This is a genomic window from Paenibacillus jepli, from assembly GCF_047238105.1.
In the GTDB taxonomy this organism is placed as follows: Bacteria; Bacillota; Bacilli; order Paenibacillales; family Paenibacillaceae; genus Paenibacillus_D.
This window is the reverse complement of record NZ_JBDFMD010000001.1, coordinates 2,996,543-3,018,313: the sequence shown is the minus strand read 5'-3', so window position 1 is coordinate 3,018,313 and position 21,771 is coordinate 2,996,543. Positions and strand designations below refer to the sequence as shown.

Genomic DNA, 21,771 nt, shown 5'->3' with positions numbered 1-21,771 from the left:
ATTATCAGCACATTTCATTCTGCGGCAAGTTGTTTTATACTGAGCTAGTACGTACTTCTACTTATCTACTTTACGAAGGCGGTGTTCAACAGGTGGCGAACAACAGCATTCTCAGCGGCGGCGGATTCCATCACGTGGCGATCCGGGTAGCTGATTTCGAAGCTTCGATTCGTTTTTATGAGGCGCTCGGTTTCAAAGAAAAGATCCGGTGGGGCGAAGGGGACAAGCGGGGCATCCTGCTTGATTCAGGAGACGGCAACTACATGGAGATCTTCGCTGGCGGAACCAAGGAAGCCAAGCCGGAAGGCTCGTTCCTCCACGTCGCGTTCCGTACGGACGATATCGATGCGGCGATCGAAGTCGCGAGGGCAGCGGGGGCCGAGGTGACGGAGGAGCCTAAGGATCTGATCATCTGTCCGGACCCGCGAACGCCGGTGCGGATCGCTTTCTTCAAGGGACCGGACGGCGAGCTCATCGAGCTGTTCCAGAGCACAGGAGAAAACCCGCTGTAACCTCAAGACGCCCCCACCCGATCAGATCGCGGTGGGGGCGTTTGGCGTAGGGGACAGGTTAGTTGGAGGCTTGCCTGCCGCCGACAGCCCCTAAGCGGGATAGTTACGGGATGGTAGTCCAATCAACATTGGAGCGAAGCTGCAAGTAAAGTTTCTTTCCTTAGGGCGCTCGCCGTTGGCCCTAGCGGGCCAGCTGCCTCTCCAGCCACGCATAGGCGGGCTCGCCGTGAATCTCGTGGCCGCCTTCGAAGAAGTCGGCGGCCGGCGGCGTCTCGGCGCCAGCAGCGGCATAGATGCGCTCCAGTTGGTGCAGCGCCTTGCGCGCGGCAGCGGCCGGAAAGAGCTGGTCGCGGCAGCCGACCTCCAGGAACAGCGGGCGCGGGGCGATGAGGCCGAGCAGATCGGGCATCTCCGCGAGCTGGAGGACGCCGGGTATGTAGTTGTCCAGGCAGTGCTGCCGGGAGAGGATGCTGTCCTCGAACGTGCTGGTATAGCCGCTGATGACGCAGCAGCGGAGCCGTTCGTCGAGCGCTGCCGTGAAGCCGCAGACGAGGCCGCCGCCGGAGATGCCCATCGTCCCGATCCGCCCAGCATCGACGTCATCCCGCGAGAGGAGATAATCGACGACCCGCTTCATCTCGTGGATGCGCCAGCCGGCCATCGTCTGGCCGAGCAGCAGGAGCTGCGCCGACAGTCGGAAGCAGGAGCTGCGGCCCGTCTCGGCAGCGCGGTCCTCAGCCAGCCGCCGGTCGCCGAAGCCCAGCAGCTCGGGAGCGGCCACCAGGAACCCCCGCCGGGCCAGCGCGGCCCCGAAGTCCTTGTGCAAGCCGGGGTCGCCCGTGCGCTCGCTGCCGTCTGGCAGGAGGCCGACGATCTCGCGGCTGCCGTAACCGTGCCCATGCACGGCCAGGACCGCGGGCAGGGGCGTACGCAGCGGACGCTCCGGGGTCAGTACATATACAGCCATCCGGACGCCGGAGCGGGTCGTCAGCTCGATCCGCTCCCGCACGTAGCCGTCGCATGACTGCCGCTCCAGTAGCCGGGGAGCCAGTGCCGCTTCTTCCTGGGGCTGCTCGCCGAGCAGCGCCGCGAAGCGCTCACGCAGCTCCTCCTGCCAGGCTGGCCAAGGCTTTTCCGGATCAAATGCCATCGCTCTCGGGCTGGTTGCCGTCAAATGGTTCATATAATCTTCCACCGAGCCGATCCCTCTCATCGTATGCCTCCTTTAGTCTGGTCAACAGCCCTTGGGATGCCAGCCGTCAAAGAAAGGCATCCCCCGATACCTTGCGTTTAAGTGCCGTGCAGGACGTCCACGGCCGACTTGCGGTGGTCGCGCGGCGAGGCGCCCATCACCTTCTTGAACATCCGCGAGAACAGCAGCTGGTCAGGGTAGCCTACCGATTGGGCGATCTCACCGATCGATAGTGTTGTGTTCTTCATGAGCTCAGCCGCACGCTCCATCCGGTAACGGATGAGATAATTTTGCGGCGTGACGCCGACGATCTCTTTGAACAGCTTGGACATATATTTGCGGTTCAGATTGAGTTCGCGTGCGAGGTCTTCGATATTGATGCTATGGGAATAGTTCGTTTCGATGAAATTCACGGCCTGGTAGATATAATGTTCCTTGACATTGGCGGCATATTCTTCAGGCGTCTTGGCGCCGACGTGATCGATGATGATGCCGAGAAATGCATATAGCGCGCTGAGCAGCTTCATATCGCGGCTGTGCTCGTAGCGGCTGGCCTCCAGCATGTTCGCAAAACAGCTGCGGATCTGTACGTCGGCATCGCCGGCGCAATGGAAGACGGGCTGGCTGCGCGACAGTCCGGCTCGTTTGAGATACGTCTGCGCATGCATCCCGCTGAAGGCAACCCACGAGTAAGACCAGGGGTCGTCCCCATCGGCCTTATAGGTGCAAGGCGTATCGGGACAGATCAGGAAGCCGTCGCCTGGGCTGATCGTATACTCCTTGCCGTCGCAGAGGAAGGTGCCTTTGCCGGAGCTTACATAATGGATTTTATAGTGATCCTTGACGCCCGGGCCCCAGCTGTGACCGGGGGGGCAGTTCTCCGCTCCGCAGTAGTACAGCTTCAAGTCCATATTGATTGCCCGGGGCAGGAATTGAAAGGTAAAGGGTTCGTTGACCATTATCGTGCTCCTCCGATCCGCCCTTCGGCGGGGATAGTCCCAGTATAGCACAGCCGCAGCCGGGGCTGCGTATTGACAGATTCGAAATGAAGCTCTATATTGATAGTCAACAACTTGACTAATTAATGTGGAGCGGGGTAGGACATGGACAGATATAGCGAAGACCGCAGGGAGATTATCCTGCAGATCTACCGGGCCTCGCTGCTGCTGGACAAGGTGGGCCGCGAGCTGGTGTCTCCTTATGGCCTGACGAGCAAGCAGCAGTGGTTCATTCTGCGGACATTATATGATGAGGGGGACCAGACGCTCAGAGACCTCACTCGCAACATGCTGGTCTCCAAGCAGAATATGACCGGCATGATCCAGAGGCTGCGGCAGGGCGGTCATGTGGCGACGGCCGAGGACGCGACGGATAAGCGCGTCACCCGGGTCTCGATTACGGACAAGGGCAGGGCGGTGTACGACATGCTGCTGCGCAGCAGTCGCGAGCGCAACCGGGATACGTTTGAGCATTTTGAACCGGCCGAGCTTCAGGAGCTGCTGCGGTTAATGAACAAGCTTGTAGGGACGCTTGTGGACAAGCACGACATACCATTATCAAAGAGAGAAGAGGCACGCGACAATCATGGTCATTAATCAGGCGCATACGAAATGGATTGTACTGGGGCTCCTGCTGGGCCTGTTCATGGCGGCGCTCGACCAGACCATCGTCTCGACGGCGATGCCGACGATCGTCGGCGAGTTCGGGGCGTATGAGCAGCTCGTCTGGGTGTTCTCGGCCTATATGATCGCCAGCGTCATCGCTACGCCGATCTTCGGCAAGCTATCCGACATGTACGGGCGCCGGCGGTTTTTCCTGCTGGGGCTGGCGATCTTCCTGCTCGGCTCGATCCTGTGCGGCATGGCCGGCAGCATGACCGAGCTTATCCTGTTCCGGGCCTTGCAGGGGCTGGGCGGCGGGGCGATTATGCCGCTGTGCTTTGCCGTCATCTTCGACATCTTCCCGCCGGAGAAGCGGGGCAAGGTGAATGGCCTCTTCGGCGCCGTGTTCGGGATGTCCAGCGTCTTCGGGCCGCTCGTCGGCGCTTATTTTACGGACTATATCAATTGGCGTTGGATCTTTTATATCAATGTGCCGATCGGCATCATCTCCGTGACGCTGCTCGTCCTCTTCTTCCGCGAAGTGGGCGAGAAGCGCAAGCAGACGATTGACTGGGCAGGCGCGGTGCTGCTGACGGCGACGATCCTCAGCCTGATGTTCGCCCTGGAGATGGGCGGCCGGCAGTTTGACTGGGATTCCTGGCAGATCCTCGGTCTGTTCGGCGCTTCCGCAGCAGGTCTGCTGCTGTTGCTGCTGGTGGAGAGCCGGGTGGCCAACCCGATCATCTCGCTGCACCTGTTCCGCAACCGGGTGTTCGCAGCCAGTCAGTTCTCCAGCTTCCTCTATGGGGCGGTCATGATCGCGGGCGCGACCTACATCCCGATCTTCGTCACTGGCGTCTACGGCGGCTCGGCGAGCGCGGCCGGTCAGACACTGACCCCGATGATGCTTGGCGTCGTCGCATCCAGCATGCTCGGGGGACGGTTCGTCGGCAAGTTCACCTACCGTACCATCATGCTCGTCTCCGTGACGATCCTGCTCATCTCCCTGGCTCTGCTCGGCACGATCAGTATCGATACGGAGCGCTGGGTAGTGACGCTATACATGGTGTGCGTGGGACTGGGGATCGGCGTCTCGTTCGTCGTCTTTAACCTTGCTACTCTGCACGGGGTAAGTCCGCAGTTCAAGGGAGCGGCGACCTCGATGATCGTCTTCTTCCGGACGATCGGCTCGGCGCTGGGCGTGACCGTGTTCGGCGTGATCCAGGTCGCCCGTTATCGGGACAACATCGCCAGCGTCCTCCAGGATCCGGCGCAGCAGGCGCAGTTCAGCGATCCGCAGGCACTGCTCCAGAGCGAGGTGCGCGCAGCGCTGCCGCCAGAGCTGCAGCGGCAGCTGGTGACGGGCCTGGCCGATTCGGTCGCTCATGTGTTCCAGTGGTCCATCGGCCTGGCGGCACTCGCCCTGCTGCTGATCCTTATGCTGGGCAGGGCCAACGTCGAACCGCTCTCGGGCGAGCGGCCGTCGCCCAGCTTCGAGTAGCTCTCATGCGTATAGATCAGCACAAAACCTGCTCACGCAGATTGCCTTGGCGTGCAGACCCAATAGCCGCTAGCGGGACGACCTCCGGCAGCCGGCAGGAACCAACGGATCAAACCAACCATTCGGACGGATCCAACTTTCACCCCTGATTGGGGAGCGCGGCATCTAACCCAGCCGGGAGCACAACTAATCCACAAGAATTTCCTAAACGACAAAAACCCCGTACCGCTGTTGTGGCGCAGCAGTACGGGTTTTTTTGATTTATAAGAGTTTATAAGTTTCACACATATATCAGCTTATAAAGGTTCGACGCTGCAAGCGTTGTAATTGCTTGCAGCGTCGAACCAATCTCCGGAATGAAACTAGCGACGCCGCCAAAGGACGGCGACAGCCGTTTCACCTTGAATAATAATCTTTATTTTCGGAATGAAAACCGGCGGCCCGCTGAGCTGCAACGCACTTTTTGTTCCTTAGAGCGCCGGAACCGGCGGCCCGCTGAGCTGCAACGCACTTTTTGTTCCTTAGAGCGCCGGAACCGGCGGCCCACTGAGCTGCAACGCACTTTTTGTTCCTTAGAGCGCCGGAACCGGCGGCCCGCTGAGCTGCAACGCACTTTTTGTTCCTTAGAGCGCCGAAACCGGCGGCCCGCTGAGCTGCAACGCACTTTTTGTTCCTTAGAGCGCCGGAACCGGCGGCCCACTGAGCTGCAACGCACTTTTTGTTCCTTAGAGCGCCGGAACCGGCGGCCCGCTGAGCTGCAACGCACTTTTTGTTCCTTAGAGCGCCGAAACCGGCGGCCCGCTGAGCTGCAACGCACTTTTTGTTCCTTAGAGCGCCGGAACCGGCGGCCCGCTGAGCTGCAACGCACTTTTTGTTCCTTAGAGCGCCGGAACCGGCGGCCCACTGAGCTGCAACGCACTTTTTGTTCCTTAGAGCGCCGAAACCGGCGGCCCACTGAGCTGCAACGCACTTTTTGTTCCTTAGAGCGCCGGAACCGGCGGCCCACTGAGCTGCAACGCACTTTTTGTTCCTTAGAGCGCCGGAACCGGCGGCCCGCTGAGCTGCAACGCACTTTTTGTTCCTTAGAGCGCCGAAACCGGCGGCCCGCTGAGCTGCAACGCACTTTTTGTTCCTTAGAGCGCCGGAACCGGCGGCCCGCTGAGCTGCAACGCACTTTTTGTTCCTTAGAGCGCCGGAACCGGCGGCCCGCTGAGCTGCAACGCCCCTTCCCATAAGCTTGCATTCAGGAGAGCAAAGTTACTTCCAGTCCTTTAAGGACGCGCCAGGCGTTTTTCTCTTAAATAAAGCGTGGCTGTCAGCAGGAGCTTAACCCATCGGTACATCGCGGCTTTCCATACGCTCGATGCGGCGCGGGTAGGCGATGTTGACACCGTGATGGCGCAGCTCATCCAGCAGCAGCTTGCGCATGACATTGCAGGCCGTCCAGTAGTGGTCATCCTTGACCAGACAGGTCACAGCATATTTGGCGCCGAGCGCATTGTTCTCGACGTCGGTGATGCCATACAGCATCGGCGGTTCGATGACCTTGCCTTTGTCATCCAGCATGAAGATATGGGGCATCTCGCCGACCATTTGCTCGGAGACGGCACGCACGGCTTTTTCGATCTCGGCATGATCGGCCTCGTAGGGCACAGTGACGTTGACGATCGCCCGCATCCGCTCGCGGTTGAAGTTCTGACTGAGATAGATGGCAGAGTTCTGAATGACGACCACATGCTGCGCCCAGGTACGGATCTTGGTCGCGCGCAGGCCGACATCGACGACCGTGCCATTGATTTCTCCATTATTGATGGAGACATAATCGCCTACGGAGAACTGGTCCTCGAAGATGATGAAGAACCCGGTGATGAAGTCTTTGACCAGCGTCTGCGCTCCGAAGCCGATAGCCAGGCCCAGTACCCCGGCACTGGCGATGATCGGGCCGACCTGGATACTCAGGTTGCTGAGCACCATCAAGATAGCGATGATGAACAGCACATAGCGGCTGAAGGAGAGCAGCAGCGATTCAAGGGTGTCCCGCTGCTTGGGCGGCAGCTTGGCGAGCCGGAACACGCGCAGGATGACGGCGCGGCGCAGCTTCAAGGCCACCCAGGTCAGAGCGATGATTATCAGGATCACGATGGAGCGGCTGGCCAGGAATTGGCCGGCATCGACCCAGAAATCCCAGTTCAAAAAATCGAGACTGAAAAACTGGTTGACGATTTCGTCATCCAACCCGGGCGGACTTTCCTCTTCGTTGCCCGATGGAGGGGGAGTGATGGGTAGTTCCATAGGAGCCTCCTTTTTTATATAGTGCTCTGCGAGCGTATCCCCCCATTCTAACAAAGTTCGCTGGACGGGGCACCTTTTGAACCGACATTTCCTACGAATAGCCAACAAAAATGGTCGGTTTGGCTTATAGTTGAGGCATGGCGCGAGCGGCGGACATCGATTAAAATAGGAAGACCGCCCGTTAGCGGCTACATGATTGGAAAGAAGGGAAGACACGTGCGTAAGAAGCCGCGACTGCAAACCTCGCTTAGACAATATTACGACCTGTTGCACCGCTATCTGCTGCCCCAGCGGCGGACGCTGATCGGGCTTGCCGCGCTGCTCCTCACCTCGATCGCACTGCAATTGGTCAATCCGCAGATCATCCGGTATTTTATCGATCACGCGCAGGGCAGCGGTCCGATGGAACAGCTGATCTATGCGGCGTTGGTGTTCATCGGGTTCTCGCTGTTTAACCAGATCATCTCGGTGATCGCGACCTATGTCAGCGAGAATGTCGGCTGGCGGACGACCAACACGATGCGCAGCGACCTGGCCTCGCACTGCCTTAGTCTGGATATGTCCTTCCACAAGAAGCATACGTCAGGGTCGATTATCGAGCGGGTGGACGGCGATGTGAATGCGCTTGCGAACTTTTTCTCCAGTTTCATCATTCATCTTGCCGGCAACCTGCTGCTGATGATCGGCATCATCGTGCTGCTATTTAGGGAAAACTGGCTGATCGGCCTGGGCATGACGGTATTTGTCGCCGGGGCGCTTTATCTGATCCAGTGGATCCGCAAGTTCGCGGTACCGGTCTGGAAGCAATGGCGGGAGGTCAATGCGGAGATGTACGGCTTCCTGGGCGAGCAGCTGGAAGGGACGGAGGATATCCGCGCCAACGGGGCGGCAGGCTTCGTCATGACCCGGTTCTTCCGTCTGATCCGCCGGATGCTGCCGATCCGGGTGCGGGCGTTTTTGGGCTTCGCCGCGATGTGGTGCACGACGATTATCGTCTTTGCGCTCGGCAATGCGATGGCGTTCGGAATCAGCGCTTATCTGTTCACCGGCGGCTCGATCTCGATCGGCACCGTCTATCTGATCTTCCACTATACCGAGCTGCTGGCCAAGCCGATCGAGAAGATCCGGACCCAATTCGAGGATCTGCAGAAGGCGGATGCCAGCATCATACGCATCCGCGAGCTGTTCGAGACGAAGCCGCGGATCATAGACGGACCGGGGATGCGGCTGCCCGAGGGCCCGTTGTCGCTGGAGTTCCGCGAGGTCGGTTTCAGCTACGAGGAGGACAAGCGTACACTGGAGCAGCTCAGCTTCCGGCTGGAGAAGGGTGAAGTGCTCGGTCTGCTTGGGAGGACGGGCAGCGGCAAGTCGACGATCGCCCGACTGCTGATGCGGTTCTACGATCCCCAGGAGGGGGAGATCCGGCTGGGCGGCGTCGATATCCGCCAGTGCAAGCTGAGCGAGCTGCGCAAGAAGGTGGCGCTGGTGACGCAGAATATCGAGATCGTCCAGGGCAATGTGCGGGACAATCTGACCTTCTACGACCGCTCCATCCCGGATGAACAGATGGTAGAGGTGCTTCGGGAGCTGGGACTGGGCCGCTGGTACGACTCGATGCCGGCGGGGCTCGATACGCCGCTGGATTCCGGCGGCGGCAGCCTCTCGGCGGGTGAAGCGCAGCTGCTGGCGTTCGCCCGGGTGTTCCTGACCGAGCCTGGCCTCGTCATCCTCGATGAGGCGTCCTCGCGGCTCGATCCCTACACCGAGCACTATATCGAACGCGCGGTGAGCCGCCTGCTGGAGGAGCGTACGTGCATCATGATCGCCCACCGCCTCCAGACTGTGCACCGCGCTGACCGCATCCTCATCATCGAGGACGGCCGGCTGCTCGAGACCGGCGCGCGGCGCGCGCTCGCAGCAGATGCAGACTCCCGGTTCAGCAGGATGCTGGCCACGGGGATGGAGGAGGTGCTGGCATGAAGACATCGACCTTTATGTGGCGGTTGATCCGTTATGAACCCGTTCGTTACTCGGTCAATGCGGTGATGTGGACGCTGATCGCGCTGGCGCCGATCGTGCCTGGCCTGCTCACCAAGCAGTTCTTCGATGTGCTGGAAGACAGCACTGCGCTTGGATTCGGTATCTGGGGATTGATCGTCCTGCTGGTAGGGGCCGCCCTGGTACGGGTGACACTGATCGTCCTCGGCTTCATCACGGATGTGCATTACCGGTTCCGGATGGGCATGCTGCTGCGCCGCAATGTGCTGGAGCATATCCTCAAGGAGCCGGGAGCGCGGGCGATCCCGGTCTCCCCCGGCGAGGCGATCAGTCACTTCCGCGACGATGTCGATCAGACCGAGGAGGCTGTGAGCTGGTCGGTGGATGTCATCGGCATGCTGGTATTTGCAGCCGTCTCTGCCTATATCCTGCTGCGGATCGATGCCCAGATGACGCTGCTGGTGTTCCTGCCGCTCGTCGTCGTCGTCACCGTCGCCCAGCTGGCTACATCAAGGCTGCAGCGCTACCGGGCGGCGAGCCGGGAAGCCACCGCGCAGGTGACCGGAGCGATCAGCGAGATGTTCGGCAATGTGCAGGCGATCCAGGTCGCCGGCGCCGAGCAGCGGGTCGTCGAGCGGTTCAGGCAGCTGAGCGACAAGCGCCGCAAGACGATGCTCAAGGATCGGCTGATGACCGAGTCGCTGGATTCCGTCTTCTCCAACACCGTGCATCTGGGTACCGGCCTGATCCTGCTGCTCGCCGGCTACAAGATGCGGGACGGCAGCTTTACGATCGGGGACTTTGCCCTGTTCGTCTATTATCTTAACTTCGTGACACACTTCATTACCAATGTAGGCAAATTCCTCACGTACTTCAAGCAGATGGAAGTGGCCCTCCGGCGGCTCGCCGCGCTGCTGCAAGGCGCTTCGGCCAAGGTGCTCACCCAGTTCAAGCCGTTGTACCTAGGCAAGCGGGAAGCACAGCCGCCGCAGGGGAGCGGCGCCGTGCCGGCCGAAGCGGTACGTCAAGTGCCGGCCGGGCAGCGGAAGACAGGCAACGACCTCACTGTCGAGCAGAAGGAGCAGGATGTGTACGCCGCCGGTCGCATCTTGGGAGGACAGGGGCCAGAGCTCGCGGGAAGCGGTCAGCTGCAGGAGGGAAGCGGTGCGGGACGATTGGAGCGTCTGACGGCGACGGGGCTGAGCTACAGCTACCCGGAGACGGGCCGGGGGATCGCAGGCGTCAGCCTGGAGCTGGAACGCGGGTCCTTCACCGTCGTCACCGGCATGGTCGGCGCGGGCAAGACGACGCTGGTGCGGGCGGTGCTCGGACTGCTGCCGCTGGACGCGGGGGAGATCCGCTGGAACGGGACCCGGGTCGAGGATCCCGGCAGCTTCTTCATGCCGCCGCGCAGCGCCTATGCCTCGCAGGTGCCGCGGCTTTACAGCGATACGCTGCTGAACAATATTATGCTGGGCGAGCAGGAGCGGGGCGGCAATCTCCGGCAGGCGATCCATACGGCCGTGCTGGAGCGGGATATCGATCAGCTGGAGCACGGGCTGCAGACGACGATCGGGCCGCGCGGCGTCAAGCTCTCCGGTGGCCAGGCGCAGCGTACGGCAGCGGCACGGATGCTCGCCCGGCCGGCTGAGCTGTACGTCTTCGACGATGTCTCTAGCGCGCTGGATGTCGAGACGGAGCGGCAGCTGTGGGAGCGGCTCTTCACGGAACGGCAGGGTGCGACGTGCCTCGTCGTCTCCCACCGCCGGGTTGCGCTCGCCCATGCCAGCCAGATCATCGTTATGAAGGATGGCGTCATCGAAGCGCAGGGCACAGCGGAGACGCTCCTGCGGGAGAGCGCGCTGTTCCGCCAGATCTGGCAGGGGGATGCCGGCGAGAGTGGAGATTGATATGAATAGAGATCGGAGCGGGCGAATAGAGGAAGAAGTGCGCTGCCAGCTCCTTGGTCGTCCGTACGCAGCATACCATGCTACCCCGGCGCTAGCTTATTCATAATGTAAGGTGTTGCATAATCTCATAAACAAGCACAAAAACCGTCAGGCCCCGCCTGACGGTTTCTTGCGCATGCGCCGCGCTCACCCGAGACTGCTAGCGCTGTTGAAAGTCGATCTCCAGGAAGCGCTCCACCTCGGTGAGCCAGCGTTCCTGGACGAACGCCGTGTGCTGCGGGTGGGCGTTATAGGCATCGTAGTCCTCCTGGGTGGCGAACTCCATGGAGAACCCGTAATCGTAGTCGTTCTTCGGGCTGACCTGGTCGAAGACCTTGAAGTTCCGGACGACCGGGATCGAGGTCAGGATGGACTGACCGTCGTTCAGAAAGGCAGTCTCCTCTGCGGAGCCCTTGGCGTGCTTCAGACAAAAGATGACCATGTGTTGGATAGCGATAGTTCTCTCCTCCATTCTTAACGTTAGTGTTGCTCAGCACTATTGTATAGAACTGGAGAGAGCCTGTCATCCCTCAACCTTATGCGTCACTCGGACATGCGGCGAGCGTGACGACCGGGTCCAGATCAATCTCGAACGCCCGGCCCCAGGTGAACGCCGGATTGTCAACGGGGAGTACCGCGTCTGCGTATGCAGAGAGGAACCAGCGGTCTCCGCAGATCTGCCGGATATTACGGGCCGGGTCTTCGCCGCCGGCCAGGAACGCCGTCTGCCCGCGCAGCGTATCCGTATGCTCCTGCATCAGCTCGCGGAGCAGGACGGTGAGCGCTTCATAGTCGGCCTCGGTATTGAACAGCCGCATATGCTGATCGGCCGTCACATTGGTATAAGGCGTGCGGCTGCGGGACATCTGGCGGATCTCGGCGATCGCGACGGCTTTGTAATAATAGTCCTTCAGGAAACGCTTGAACAGCAAGGAACCGTGGGCGTCTACAGCAGCATCAAGCGCCGCTTGGCTGCTTAACCCTGTCAGACCGGCGTACCGCGCCTCTCCCATACCTAGCGCGATGCCGATCTTGTTGCCGGCGGTATTCCAGGCGCTGTAGCCGAGCAGTCGTCCGGTCCACGGATTGGCGAGCAGGGCGGCTGTCACCTCCGGATGCGCGACGAAGCCGGTAAAATCGATAACCACCGTCGCTTGCTGCGCCGCTCCGTTAGCCTCCAGTCGCTCCACTGCGGCAGCGGTCTGGTCCACGGCAGTGATGGCGATGACGTCGATATCTGGGGCTTCACCCTCCCCCGCAGTCCGGCCGCCGATCATATCGACATGCCGAAGCAGGTTGTCGTGTACGCTCATATACTCGTACGGATTGATCAGCTCGGAGCCATGCGGTCCATAGTAAGTTACGCTGTAAGAGGTGCGGTTATCGCCGCCCAGCAGCCGCGCGGCCATCCGTGCCATCAGCGAATGGCCGAGCCCATCCGCATCGGGCAGGATGATGGCGCGCTCGGGATTCTGCCCCTCCTGCCCACCCAGACAAGCATCGATCCGTCCGTGGGCCCAGGCGATCTCGTTGGCCTGGGCACCCTCGGTGTAGGCGTCGTCGACGCCGACCGCCAGGAAGTCGATGTCGCCCTGCGCGGCCAGCTCCTCCAGTACATACCTTGTCGTCCGCAGCTTATGACGGCGGGTCCGGTAATACGCCTCCTTGTCGAAATGCACTGTCTCTCCGAACGTCGTCCCGTCCGGGCGCAAGTCGTACCCTGCCAGGATCTCCTCGAACGCTGAGGCGGGCTGGCGCGGCTGGCTCATCAGCTGCCGCGATTCCTCATAGGCTTCGAAGGTCAGGCCGCCCGCAAAGGTCGTCGTCGCCAGCCGCATGATCGTATCATGCACGAAGACGGGCTTGCCGGGATGGGCGCGCTTGATCCGTCGGATCACATCCAGCAGATGACGCGTCTCGCGGCCGTGGTCGGTTTCTTCCTCCTGCAGGTTGCGGCTTCCGATCAGACCGCCGTAGACGAGCATGTCGATGGAGATTACAAAGCCGTCCACACGCGCGGCGTGCATCTGGATGAAACGGCGGATCTTGTCGGGCTTGCCGTATATCGGGTCGCTGGTGCCAGTGACCAGTGTGCCTTCCGTATAGACCCGGGTGTCCAACTCGTTGGCGGTATCTTCAGCCGGCGGCACGATGACGTCGAGACCGGCGGTGCGGCCGAGCGCGATCACATCGGCAAGGTTGGCGGGGCGGTCGTCCAGCGGCACATACAATACTTTTTTCATTATTTATTCCTCCTCAAAAGTTTTGCGAAGCAAAACTCGCTTCGTAAGCATGGGTTCATTTGGCTTTCACTTACTAGGTAAACCAACGCGGCTTTTTACAACCGCAGAGAATATTTTTTTGCCATGCATGGGACTAATGGGGCTTTGCTTGTCATTGTCTGTTCGTGCTATAATGACTCAAAACAGAACACTTGTTCCCTTATTTGGGGACGAACAGGAAAGGAGTGTGTGCTGTGCATACGCCGAACGACTACGCGACCGGGTTGAAGCGGCTGGCTTGGCGGCTGCAGTACCAGGAGAGGCGGCGTACCGGCAGAGAGTACAGTTTCTATGAAGAAATGAAGCAGCCGGCATACCGGATGGAGGAAGAGACGGTGACGAGACTTGAACTGGAGGAACTGGTAGCCGGATTGCCCGGAGCTGCCGGCAGAGAGGTCATCATGGGTTTATACTTCAGGGACCGCACCGAGAAGCAGCTGGCCCTGGAGATGAATATGTCACAGCAGGCGGTGAACAAATGGAAGCGGAACATGCTGAAACAGCTCTCACAGAAGATGAATTCGCTGACCTAAGGAACAGAGCCGCTGCCGGCGACCAGGAGGCAGTGCTTGTCATCCTGCAGCATTTCGAGCCGTTCATGCGCCAGTACTGTACCTGGATCGGCATGCCCCGCGAGGACGCGATGCAGAGCATGAGGCTGGCGGTGCTGGAGTGGCTCCGGGACCAGCGTCCAGACCAGTATCGGCGCCCAGACCAGTTGTAAGTTTGCGGAAGCTGTGGTAGACTAACATCACTTTACATGAACGGAGGGTTACGTGTGATAGACTTCATCCGCATGAGATCTTTGAGCGCAGCGCTGTAATGTGTGCCCAAGGCTCTGCCTGTGTGCAGAGGACTCAGGATAGGTCTGTCCATTTCCGGTGTGGGGGAAGCCAAGACGATTCAGTCATCCGACTGATCGCAGGCACGCTCTTACAGCCGGGGACACGTAACCGCATAGGTCATCTGGCTATCGACCCGTTTGTGCCAGCTTCGTCATCCTCTACGCACCTATGCGCTTAGAGGTGATGTTGTGCACAGCGCGGGGAATCTCCGTGATTTTCGTGCGGCAGCCGTTACCTAATATCCATTGTCCTCCAAGCACAGGCGATCGCCTGTGTTTTTATTTATTTTCTGAGAGGATGATGATCGATGAGAGAACGAATACAAGCATTTATACTGGCTGTCGAACTGCCGGAACGACCAGGCTTTGCAAGTGAGATCGAAGAGCTGCGAGGTCTCGCGGAGGCCTGTCATATCGAGATTGCCGAGGTGTGGACGCAAAAGCTAGAACGCCCGCACCGGACGCACTACCTGGGGGCAGGCAAACTCCAGGAAGTCGCTGCGGCGCTGACAGCTGCAGGAGATGAGGGGACAGTGATTGCCAATGATGAGCTGACGCCTTCCCAGATCCGGACGCTGGAGGCGGAGCTGGACTGCCGGGTGCTGGATCGGACGATGCTCATCCTGGAGCTGTTCGCCCTGCGCGCCCGTACACGGGAGGCCCAGCTGCAGGTGCGGATCGCCGAGCTGCAGTACCGGCTGCCGCGGCTGGCCGGGATGCGCGACTCGCTCGGGCGCCAGGGCGGCGGCAACGGACTGATCAACCGGGGATCCGGGGAGACCAAGCTGGAGCTGGACCGCCGCAAGATCCTGACGCAGATCGACAGCATGCAGAGCGAGCTGGAGAAGCTCGTGCACCGGCGTCAGGTCCAGCGCAAGCAGCGGCAGAAGCGCGGTGTTCCCGTAGTCGCCCTCGTAGGCTACACCAATGCTGGCAAGTCCAGCCTGCTCAACGCGCTCCTGAGCGAGTATGAACCGGCATCCGAGAAGCAGGTGATGGCCAAGGATATGCTGTTCGCCACACTCGAGACGTCGGTCAGGCGGATCGAGCTGCCGGACCGCCAGCACTTCCTGGTCACGGACACGGTCGGCTTCGTCAGCAGGCTGCCTCATCATCTGGTCAAAGCGTTCCGTTCGACCCTGGAAGAGCTGACCGAGGCCGATCTGCTGATCCACGTCGTCGATTGCGCCAACCCCGAGCATGAGCAGCAGATCGACGTGACCAAGGAGACTCTGCGCGAGCTGGGGGCGGATCACATCCCGGTCGTCTATGCGTACAACAAGGCCGACCAGACCGGTACGGACTACCCGCTGATCGAGGACGATATCCTCTATCTGTCCGCCAGAGCAGGCAAGGGGATCCGGGAGCTGGTCCAGATGATCCGCGAGCGGGTGCTGGAGCCGTATATGGCCTGCGAGATTACGATTCCCTTCGAGGAAGGCAGTCTTGTCTCCTATTTTAATGAGCATGCGCTGGTCCATGAGACCCGGTATGAACCCGAGGGTACGCGCCTGAAGCTGTCGTGCTCAGCTGCGGACTATGTGCGTTACCGGGAGCGCTTTGCTGTACATGATGCTGCCCATCAAGACTAGTATGGCTTGCCAATGATCATAAGATTGGTTAAAAAGCGCTTTCTTTACGCCATTGTATCCGTACCCTCGATGGCCTACACTCAGATCAATCCCTATGAAAAGAGTGTGAGACTATGGTCAGAAAAATGTCAGTCCCGCCCATGGAGCTGGTGGATCGCGAGGGCCCGGATACGCAGCTGTGCGCAGTGCTGAACACGATCGGTCATATCGAGGTCGCGCGGGCGCTCATCCCCGAGCCGAAGGCGGATGAGGTCCGGGTCCGGATCAAGTGGGTCGGTATATGCGGCAGTGATGTCGAGGTATATAGAGGGGCGCGTTCGCCGGAGTTCATCAGCTATCCGACACGGCTCGGGCATGAGGTGGCGGGCGTGATCGACAAGGTAGGCAGCGGAGTAATCGGAGTCAAGGCAGGCGACCATGTCGCGCTGCGGTATGTCTGGGGGGCGTTTGCCGAATATGTGTGCTGCACGCCCTTCTCTCTGAAGGTGCTCCCGAAGGAGCTGCCGCTGATCGAGGGCTCCCTGATCGAGGTGCTGCCAGGCATCCTTCATGCGGCAGAGCTGGCGGAGATTGCTCCCAACAAGAACGTGCTCATCACCGGGCAGGGGGTCAGCGGACTGGTGATGACCCAGGTGATCAGCCTCTTCAGCCCGCGCAACCTGGTCGTTACCGATTTATTCGACGAGAAGCTGGCACTGGCCCGCAAGTATGGCGCCACGCACACGTACAAGCTGCCGGACCCCCATGCACGGACGATGGATCAGGTCAGAGAGGATTTCCCGGATGGCTTTGATGTCGTAATCCCCTGTCTGCTGGAGGGAGCGGGGATGGTCGACGCGATCGATGCCGCAGCACAGAACGGGCGGATCGTCATGTACGGCTGTATAGGCACATGTCATGAGCCGGTTGATTTCTTCAAGGTGCACAAGAAGCGGCTGGATATCTTCTCGACGGAGCCCAAGCGGGATATCGACAACCGGCGTTTCTTCGATGAGGGCCTGCGGCTGGTCATGGACGGGCTGGTCAATACGAAGGAAATGATCACGCATGTCGTGCCGCTCTCCGAGGTGGACCGCGCCTTTGGTCTGCGCAATGAGCATTCGGGAAGCACGATTCATGTCATGATCGACTGCGAGGTGTAGCGCTTGAGTAAACCGCATGTCATCATTATTATGGCGGATCAGCTGCGCTACGACGCGATCGGCCCTCATACGCCCCATATAGCCAGCCTGCTTCAGGAAAGTGTAGTGTTCGATCGGGCCTACTGCGCCTCGCCTTTATGCGTACCAGCCAGAGGCGCGTTCTTCACCGGGAGATATCCCAATGAAACCGGCTGCCTGATTAATCCGTGGGAGGCGCAGGAGCGCAACCACGGTTATGTGCGGAGCGGAACCGCACATCTCTACGGACGCATGGAGGAGGAATGGGACAGCTGGCATACCGGCAAGCAGCATTTTCTCCATGAAGACGCGCCGGACAAGATGCCGGACGCCCGCACGAAGTGGCTGTCCATGGAAGGCAGCTATGAGGCATACCTGAAGCAGGCGGGCAAGCGCAAGCCGGGCGGGGAGCGCTTCAAAGGCATCGTCCCGGAGATGGCCTTCGGTCATACGACGCGCGCCAAGAAATATTCGATCCCGATGACCGGCGTGTATGAAGAGGGCTTCCCGTATTTCTTCGACGGCTATATTGCAGACTGCAGCATGCGGGCGCTGCGGGAGCGGGATCCGAGCAAGCCATTTCTGCTGCAGGCGATGTTCCTCGCGCCGCACCCGCCGCTGGACGTCCCGGAGCCGTGGTACTCCAGGGTAAGCGCATGCGAGCTGCCCGATAATGTCGGCGTGTGGTCGGAGCATCAATCGCCCCTGCAGCTGTATAACTTGACTGGCGCGGTCGGCACGCGGTACACGCGGGAGGATTGGGCCAAGATATGGCCTGTCTATCTTGGCCTCGTCTCTCTGCTTGACGATTGTGTCGGCATGCTGATCGACGAACTGAAGCGCCAGGGCATATATGAGGAGACGATGATCCTGTTCACCAGCGATCATGGCGAGATGCTCGGATCCCACTGCCTATGGCAGAAGATGTGCATGTACGAGGAGTCGGTGCGGATCCCGCTCAGTCTAAAATTCCCTAGCTCCATGGAGATTGATCCGCATCACATCACTGCGCCTGTCAGCAGCATTGACGTATTTCCGACGCTTTGCGAAGCCCTGGAGCTGGAAGCGCCAGCAGGCCTGTCCGGCAGCTCGCTCATGCCCCTCATTCGGGGAGAAACGTCCCCGTCACAAAACATCTTTATACAGTACGACGGCAATGGGGCGCGCGGTAATTTTGGACGGTGTGTGGTCAACGAGTCCTACAAATTGATCGTCGATCTGTTCAAAGATGAGCTGTATCTCGAGCTCTATGCCGTGGGGGAAGATCCACAGGAGAAGCGCAATCTGATCTTTGACCCGGACATGGAGCAAGAGGCGGAGCGCCTGCTGACGGCGCTCCGCGCGCATATGCGCAGCACGGGCGATCTGCTCAGCTTGCCGGATGATGCGTACAGCGCCTTTGTGCGCCGCTACGCTTCGTTTGCCGGGGACGGCACGGGTCTGGATTCGGTAACTCCATAAGCATCTGCAGGCGGCCAAGCGGATCTTGCCGAATAGGCGTTGACGCTCACGGGACGACATGCTATGTTCTACCTATGGCAATTACTCACATAAACTGGTGAGGTCATCCAACTGGCGGATGTCATGTCACCGAAGGGAGCAGACGTCATGTGGAGAGACAGTCAGCTGCAGCTGCTGTGGACGGCACGGGTCGATTACGCATCAGGCAGCCGTGTAGAGAGCCATGTCCATGAGGATCATTCACAGTTATTGGTGGCGATCTCCGGGGCAGGCACTGTGGACATCGGCGGCGTCTCCCATGAGCTGAAGGCTGATCATGCATACTTGTTCCTGACAGGCGTCCCGCACCGTTTCCATTTCACTCAGGAGACGGTCACCATCGATTTCAAGTTCCGGCTGCTGGACCAAGAGATTGCGCATGCGCTTCATTCCATCTCGCCATGCCAATGCTGCTCCAACTCGGAGGTGCTTGAGCTGCAGCAGTGGCATCAGCTGTCGAGGACGCATCTGAAGTCCTCGCCGTCCTATCCGCTGATTCGTATCGAAGCGGGGCTCAAGAGTACCTTGGCCTCGCTTTTTCTGCTGCAATCTGAGCCAGAGGAACAGCCGGCGTCCGCTTTTCCGATCGATCACGACGACCCGATGGCGATGTATATCAAAGCGCATTTGGCCGAGCGGATTACCTTGGAGCAGCTATCCAGACAATTCGGATTTCATCCGACCTATCTCATCCGGATTTTCAGCCAGCAGACGGGCATGACGCCCATTCAGTACCTGCAGGAGGTTCGTCTTGAGCAAGCAAGGCGCTATCTGGAGTTTACGAGGATGCCGATTGCCGAGGTAGCCGAGCGGGTGGGGTGGACCTTGCCGTATTTTTCAAAGCTGATCAAAAAAAAGTTTGGCCTTCCTCCGTTGCAGTACAGGGAGTCGCTTACCAATGAAGTGGGCGAGGATATCGTGCTGGAGAGCGATTTTTCGAATGAATGGAGGATTAGGTCATGACGAGGCAATGGTTCAATCGGCTGCTGCTATCGTATTTGCCGATGTTCTTTGTCTTTGCTTCCTTCCTGATCCTGATCACCTTCCTGTTGATCAATCAGTACAGTCAGGCGGAGACAAGGAAGGCCAGCGAGGTCTATGTCCGCCATGTGCTGCAGATGATTGATTCCACGTTGAAGCCGCTCGACCAGATGATCGTGAACGGGCTGCAGAGCGACGAGAAGCTGCTCGACTACTTCAAGTTCCCGGCAGGCAACGAATATCTTGTGGAGTTCGAAGCGTCCAACCGGTTGAAGGAATTGGCCCAGACATCGGCGCTGATCGATTCGATCTACCTCTACCGGTATGATGACCGTCATGTGCTGACGCATAACTTCAAGGTGCCGCTTGACCAATTCGGGGATGACGCCTTTGTGGAGACCGTGGCGGGCGAGGGCTACCGGCCCTCAGGCTGGACCGAACGCAGAGCGTATAAGAAGTTCAAGGATCAGGAGGCGGCCACAGAGGTAACCTCGCTAGTGCGTCGGGTGCCGCTGCTGTCCGGGGAGCAGGGCTTGCTCGTGCTGAATGTAAGGCTGGACGGCCTCCGCCGGTATGTGGAAGATATGTCGGAGGCGCCGCTGAGCTATCTCTATATGCTGGACCAATCGGGAGCCATGATGCTTCAGGCCGGGGGACAATACGAGCCGCCGCCCGACAGCAGCATGGAGCTTGCGATGGCGGAGTCGGCCTATACCGGATGGGCGATCCACAGCGGGATTCGAAACAAGCCGTTTTTCGATTTTGTATCCATCTTTTCTTATGCGTGGATTGTGGCGCAGTTGGGGATTGTTATCCTGGGCATAGGCTGGATTATTTACGTCACCCGTCGCAATTACAAGCCCATCGAATTGATTATGAGCAGTATCCACCATTATTTCGAAAAGAAAAGCCACTTATTCGTTCATCGCGGCAAGCTGGACGAGTTTTCCTTTATTGAGACCGCTCTCAAAAAAATAATGGAACAGAGCGGCGAGGAATCCGACTACCAAGGGGAGCATCTGCGGATGAAAAGGCGGCAGTGGCTGCAGGAGCTGGCGGACGGCAGAGAATGGACGGAGCCCGGGCCGCAAGAGGATCTTGATGCGATGGGGAGCGGGATCTTCTTCATCATCGAGTTGGATCAGATCAGCTTGTTCAAGGAACGCTACAGCCGCAGTGATCAGAATCTGCTCAAGTACGTGCTGCGCAATGTCGTACAGGAAAGCGCGGAGCTCCAGCAGCGGGAGATATGGGCAGAATGGACAGGAGATAGCCGGCTGTCGGTCCTCTATCATCTGGAGGTGACGGACGCCGAGACATCCGCCGAGCTGCTCTCGTTCTGCGAGCCGATCCGCCAGTGGGTCGAGCAGCATCTCGATATGACCATTACGATCGGTATCGGGAGCCCCGCACTGACGCCCTCGGGCCTGAAGCAATCGTATGCGGAGGCGGTCGAAGCGCTCAAGCTCAAGCTGATCCAGGGCAGCAATCGGACCCTTGTATTCGAACGAGCCGAAGGCAAGCTTCTCGATAAGGAAGCGGTACAAGGCTTGTCGGCCATCCATGCGATCGCCCAGTGCTTCCGGGCCGGTGACAAGCTATGGCGGGATAAACTCGAGCGGCTGTTCATTGATCTGAAGAACGGCGAGTTCTCCTATGAGGAGATCCATCACGTGATCCATTACCTGATCTATCATCTGCATGGAGAGATGAGCGGGCTGCCGGAGGATTACCGCGCGTTGTGGAAAAAAGAGATCTTCCCGCGTCTGAAAGAAGGCGTAGAAGCATCAGATACGCTTGATCTGCTGCAGGCGAGCCTGCTGCATCAGTTATCGCTGATGGCGGATCATCTGCAGGAGCTCCGGCAGCGCAGCAGCCATACAAGCCTGATCCAGGAGATCCAGCGGTATATTGATGAGCATTACTATAATGCGGAGCTGTCGCTTGCGTTTTTGAGCGCCACCTTCGGCATCAACTCCAATTATCTGAGCCGGTTGTTTAAAGAAAGCACCGGGCACAATTTCGTGGATTACCTGATCCAGGTGCGAATGGAGCATGCCAAGAGACTGCTGGCGGAGAAGGCCGATTCCGTTCAGCAGATCGCCGAGCAGGTAGGCTACACGCATGCCGTGTCCTTTATCCGCATCTTCAAGCGGACGGTCGGCGTGACCCCTGGCGATTATCGCAAGAAGCACAGTTTGACAGACGCGATTTAGGGCTGCTTGTGCGGCTTCGAAAATTGTATATCCCGTCATAAACAGTTTATCGACGGCCCTGAACCCCGTACTTTCCTATAAGCTGCGGGGCTCTTTGTGTATCCGTTTACAATCCGGTTTATTATGATCATTCATGTCTATTGATGGGCGT

Annotated in this window: 18 protein-coding genes; 12 read left to right on the top strand and 6 right to left on the bottom strand. The window is 59.2% G+C overall.

Going from position 1 to position 21,771, the window contains the following annotated elements; genetic code table 11:
* Positions 1-92 precede the first annotated feature (92 nt).
* Entirely contained in the window at positions 93-512 is a 420-nt protein-coding gene (locus tag ABC336_RS13325; protein ID WP_413239099.1) for a VOC family protein, read from the top strand.
* A gap of 181 nt (positions 513-693) precedes the next feature.
* Here ABC336_RS13325 and ABC336_RS13320 read toward each other — a convergent pair whose 3' ends face one another.
* Together ABC336_RS13320 and ABC336_RS13315 are read right to left on the bottom strand one after the other, a co-directional pair.
* Complete coding sequence (locus tag ABC336_RS13320; protein ID WP_413239098.1) at positions 694-1,725, bottom strand: dienelactone hydrolase family protein; 1,032 nt, start codon at positions 1,723-1,725, stop codon at positions 694-696.
* Between the two features lie 77 nt (positions 1,726-1,802).
* Positions 1,803-2,663 (bottom strand): AraC family transcriptional regulator, encoded by an 861-nt coding sequence (locus ABC336_RS13315; protein ID WP_413239097.1) that lies wholly within the window; start codon positions 2,661-2,663, stop codon positions 1,803-1,805.
* Positions 2,664-2,807: 144 nt separating this feature from the next.
* On the opposite strand from ABC336_RS13315, the gene ABC336_RS13310 reads away from it, so the two are divergent.
* Both ABC336_RS13310 and ABC336_RS13305 read left to right on the top strand, forming a co-directional pair.
* Entirely contained in the window at positions 2,808-3,299 is a 492-nt protein-coding gene (locus ABC336_RS13310; protein ID WP_413239096.1) for a MarR family winged helix-turn-helix transcriptional regulator, read from the top strand.
* Positions 3,289-4,806 carry an MDR family MFS transporter gene (locus ABC336_RS13305; RefSeq protein ID WP_413239095.1) on the top strand — a complete coding sequence of 506 codons (1,518 nt, stop codon included), beginning with the start codon at positions 3,289-3,291 and terminating at the stop codon, positions 4,804-4,806. Before ABC336_RS13310 ends, ABC336_RS13305 begins: the two co-directional genes overlap by 11 nt.
* A 396-nt stretch (positions 4,807-5,202) precedes the next feature.
* On the opposite strand, the gene ABC336_RS13300 is transcribed toward ABC336_RS13305, so the two are convergent.
* Positions 5,203-6,039: a hypothetical protein gene (locus tag ABC336_RS13300; protein WP_413239094.1), complete on the bottom strand. Its 837-nt coding sequence runs from the start codon at positions 6,037-6,039 to the stop codon at positions 5,203-5,205.
* Between the two features lie 93 nt (positions 6,040-6,132).
* On the bottom strand, positions 6,133-7,098 hold the full coding sequence (locus ABC336_RS13295) for a mechanosensitive ion channel family protein (protein ID WP_413239093.1): 966 nt from the start codon (positions 7,096-7,098) through the stop codon (positions 6,133-6,135).
* A 192-nt stretch (positions 7,099-7,290) separates the two neighbouring features.
* Here ABC336_RS13295 and ABC336_RS13290 point away from each other — a divergent pair, with 192 nt between their 5' ends.
* A complete protein-coding gene (locus ABC336_RS13290; protein WP_413239092.1) occupies positions 7,291-9,078 on the top strand; it encodes an ABC transporter ATP-binding protein in 1,788 nt (595 codons plus the stop codon).
* Positions 9,075-11,006: an ABC transporter ATP-binding protein gene (locus tag ABC336_RS13285; RefSeq protein WP_413239091.1), complete on the top strand. Its 1,932-nt coding sequence runs from the start codon at positions 9,075-9,077 to the stop codon at positions 11,004-11,006. Before ABC336_RS13290 ends, ABC336_RS13285 begins: the two co-directional genes overlap by 4 nt.
* Positions 11,007-11,205: 199 nt before the next feature.
* On the opposite strand, the gene ABC336_RS13280 is transcribed toward ABC336_RS13285, so the two are convergent.
* On the bottom strand, positions 11,206-11,517 hold the full coding sequence (locus ABC336_RS13280) for a Dabb family protein (RefSeq protein ID WP_413239090.1): 312 nt from the start codon (positions 11,515-11,517) through the stop codon (positions 11,206-11,208).
* A 64-nt stretch (positions 11,518-11,581) separates the two neighbouring features.
* Entirely contained in the window at positions 11,582-13,288 is a 1,707-nt protein-coding gene (locus ABC336_RS13275) for a DUF4127 family protein (protein ID WP_413239089.1), read from the bottom strand.
* A 233-nt stretch (positions 13,289-13,521) separates the two neighbouring features.
* Between ABC336_RS13275 and ABC336_RS13270 the strand changes: the two genes are divergently transcribed.
* The 7 genes from ABC336_RS13270 to ABC336_RS13240 all read left to right on the top strand — a co-directional run bounded on the left by ABC336_RS13270 (position 13,522) and on the right by ABC336_RS13240 (position 21,620).
* Entirely contained in the window at positions 13,522-13,860 is a 339-nt protein-coding gene (locus ABC336_RS13270) for a sigma-70 RNA polymerase sigma factor region 4 domain-containing protein (RefSeq protein WP_413239088.1), read from the top strand.
* Positions 13,806-14,051 carry a helix-turn-helix domain-containing protein gene (locus tag ABC336_RS13265; RefSeq protein ID WP_413239087.1) on the top strand — a complete coding sequence of 82 codons (246 nt, stop codon included), beginning with the start codon at positions 13,806-13,808 and terminating at the stop codon, positions 14,049-14,051. The genes ABC336_RS13270 and ABC336_RS13265 overlap by 55 nt, the downstream gene beginning before the upstream one ends.
* Before the next feature lie 428 nt (positions 14,052-14,479).
* Positions 14,480-15,763, top strand: coding sequence for a GTPase HflX (gene hflX, locus ABC336_RS13260; RefSeq protein ID WP_413239086.1), 1,284 nt, complete (start codon positions 14,480-14,482; stop codon positions 15,761-15,763).
* A gap of 113 nt (positions 15,764-15,876) precedes the next feature.
* Entirely contained in the window at positions 15,877-16,905 is a 1,029-nt protein-coding gene (locus tag ABC336_RS13255) for a zinc-dependent alcohol dehydrogenase (RefSeq protein ID WP_413239085.1), read from the top strand.
* Positions 16,906-16,908: 3 nt separating this feature from the next.
* On the top strand, positions 16,909-18,384 hold the full coding sequence (locus ABC336_RS13250; RefSeq protein ID WP_413239084.1) for a sulfatase-like hydrolase/transferase: 1,476 nt from the start codon (positions 16,909-16,911) through the stop codon (positions 18,382-18,384).
* A gap of 147 nt (positions 18,385-18,531) precedes the next feature.
* Positions 18,532-19,386 (top strand): helix-turn-helix transcriptional regulator, encoded by an 855-nt coding sequence (locus ABC336_RS13245; protein WP_413239083.1) that lies wholly within the window; start codon positions 18,532-18,534, stop codon positions 19,384-19,386.
* The gene (locus tag ABC336_RS13240) at positions 19,383-21,620 is read left to right on the top strand and encodes a helix-turn-helix domain-containing protein (protein ID WP_413239082.1); all 2,238 of its coding nucleotides are present in this window, start codon (positions 19,383-19,385) and stop codon (positions 21,618-21,620) included. The genes ABC336_RS13245 and ABC336_RS13240 overlap by 4 nt, the downstream gene beginning before the upstream one ends.
* The last annotated feature ends 151 nt before the right edge of the window (positions 21,621-21,771 follow it).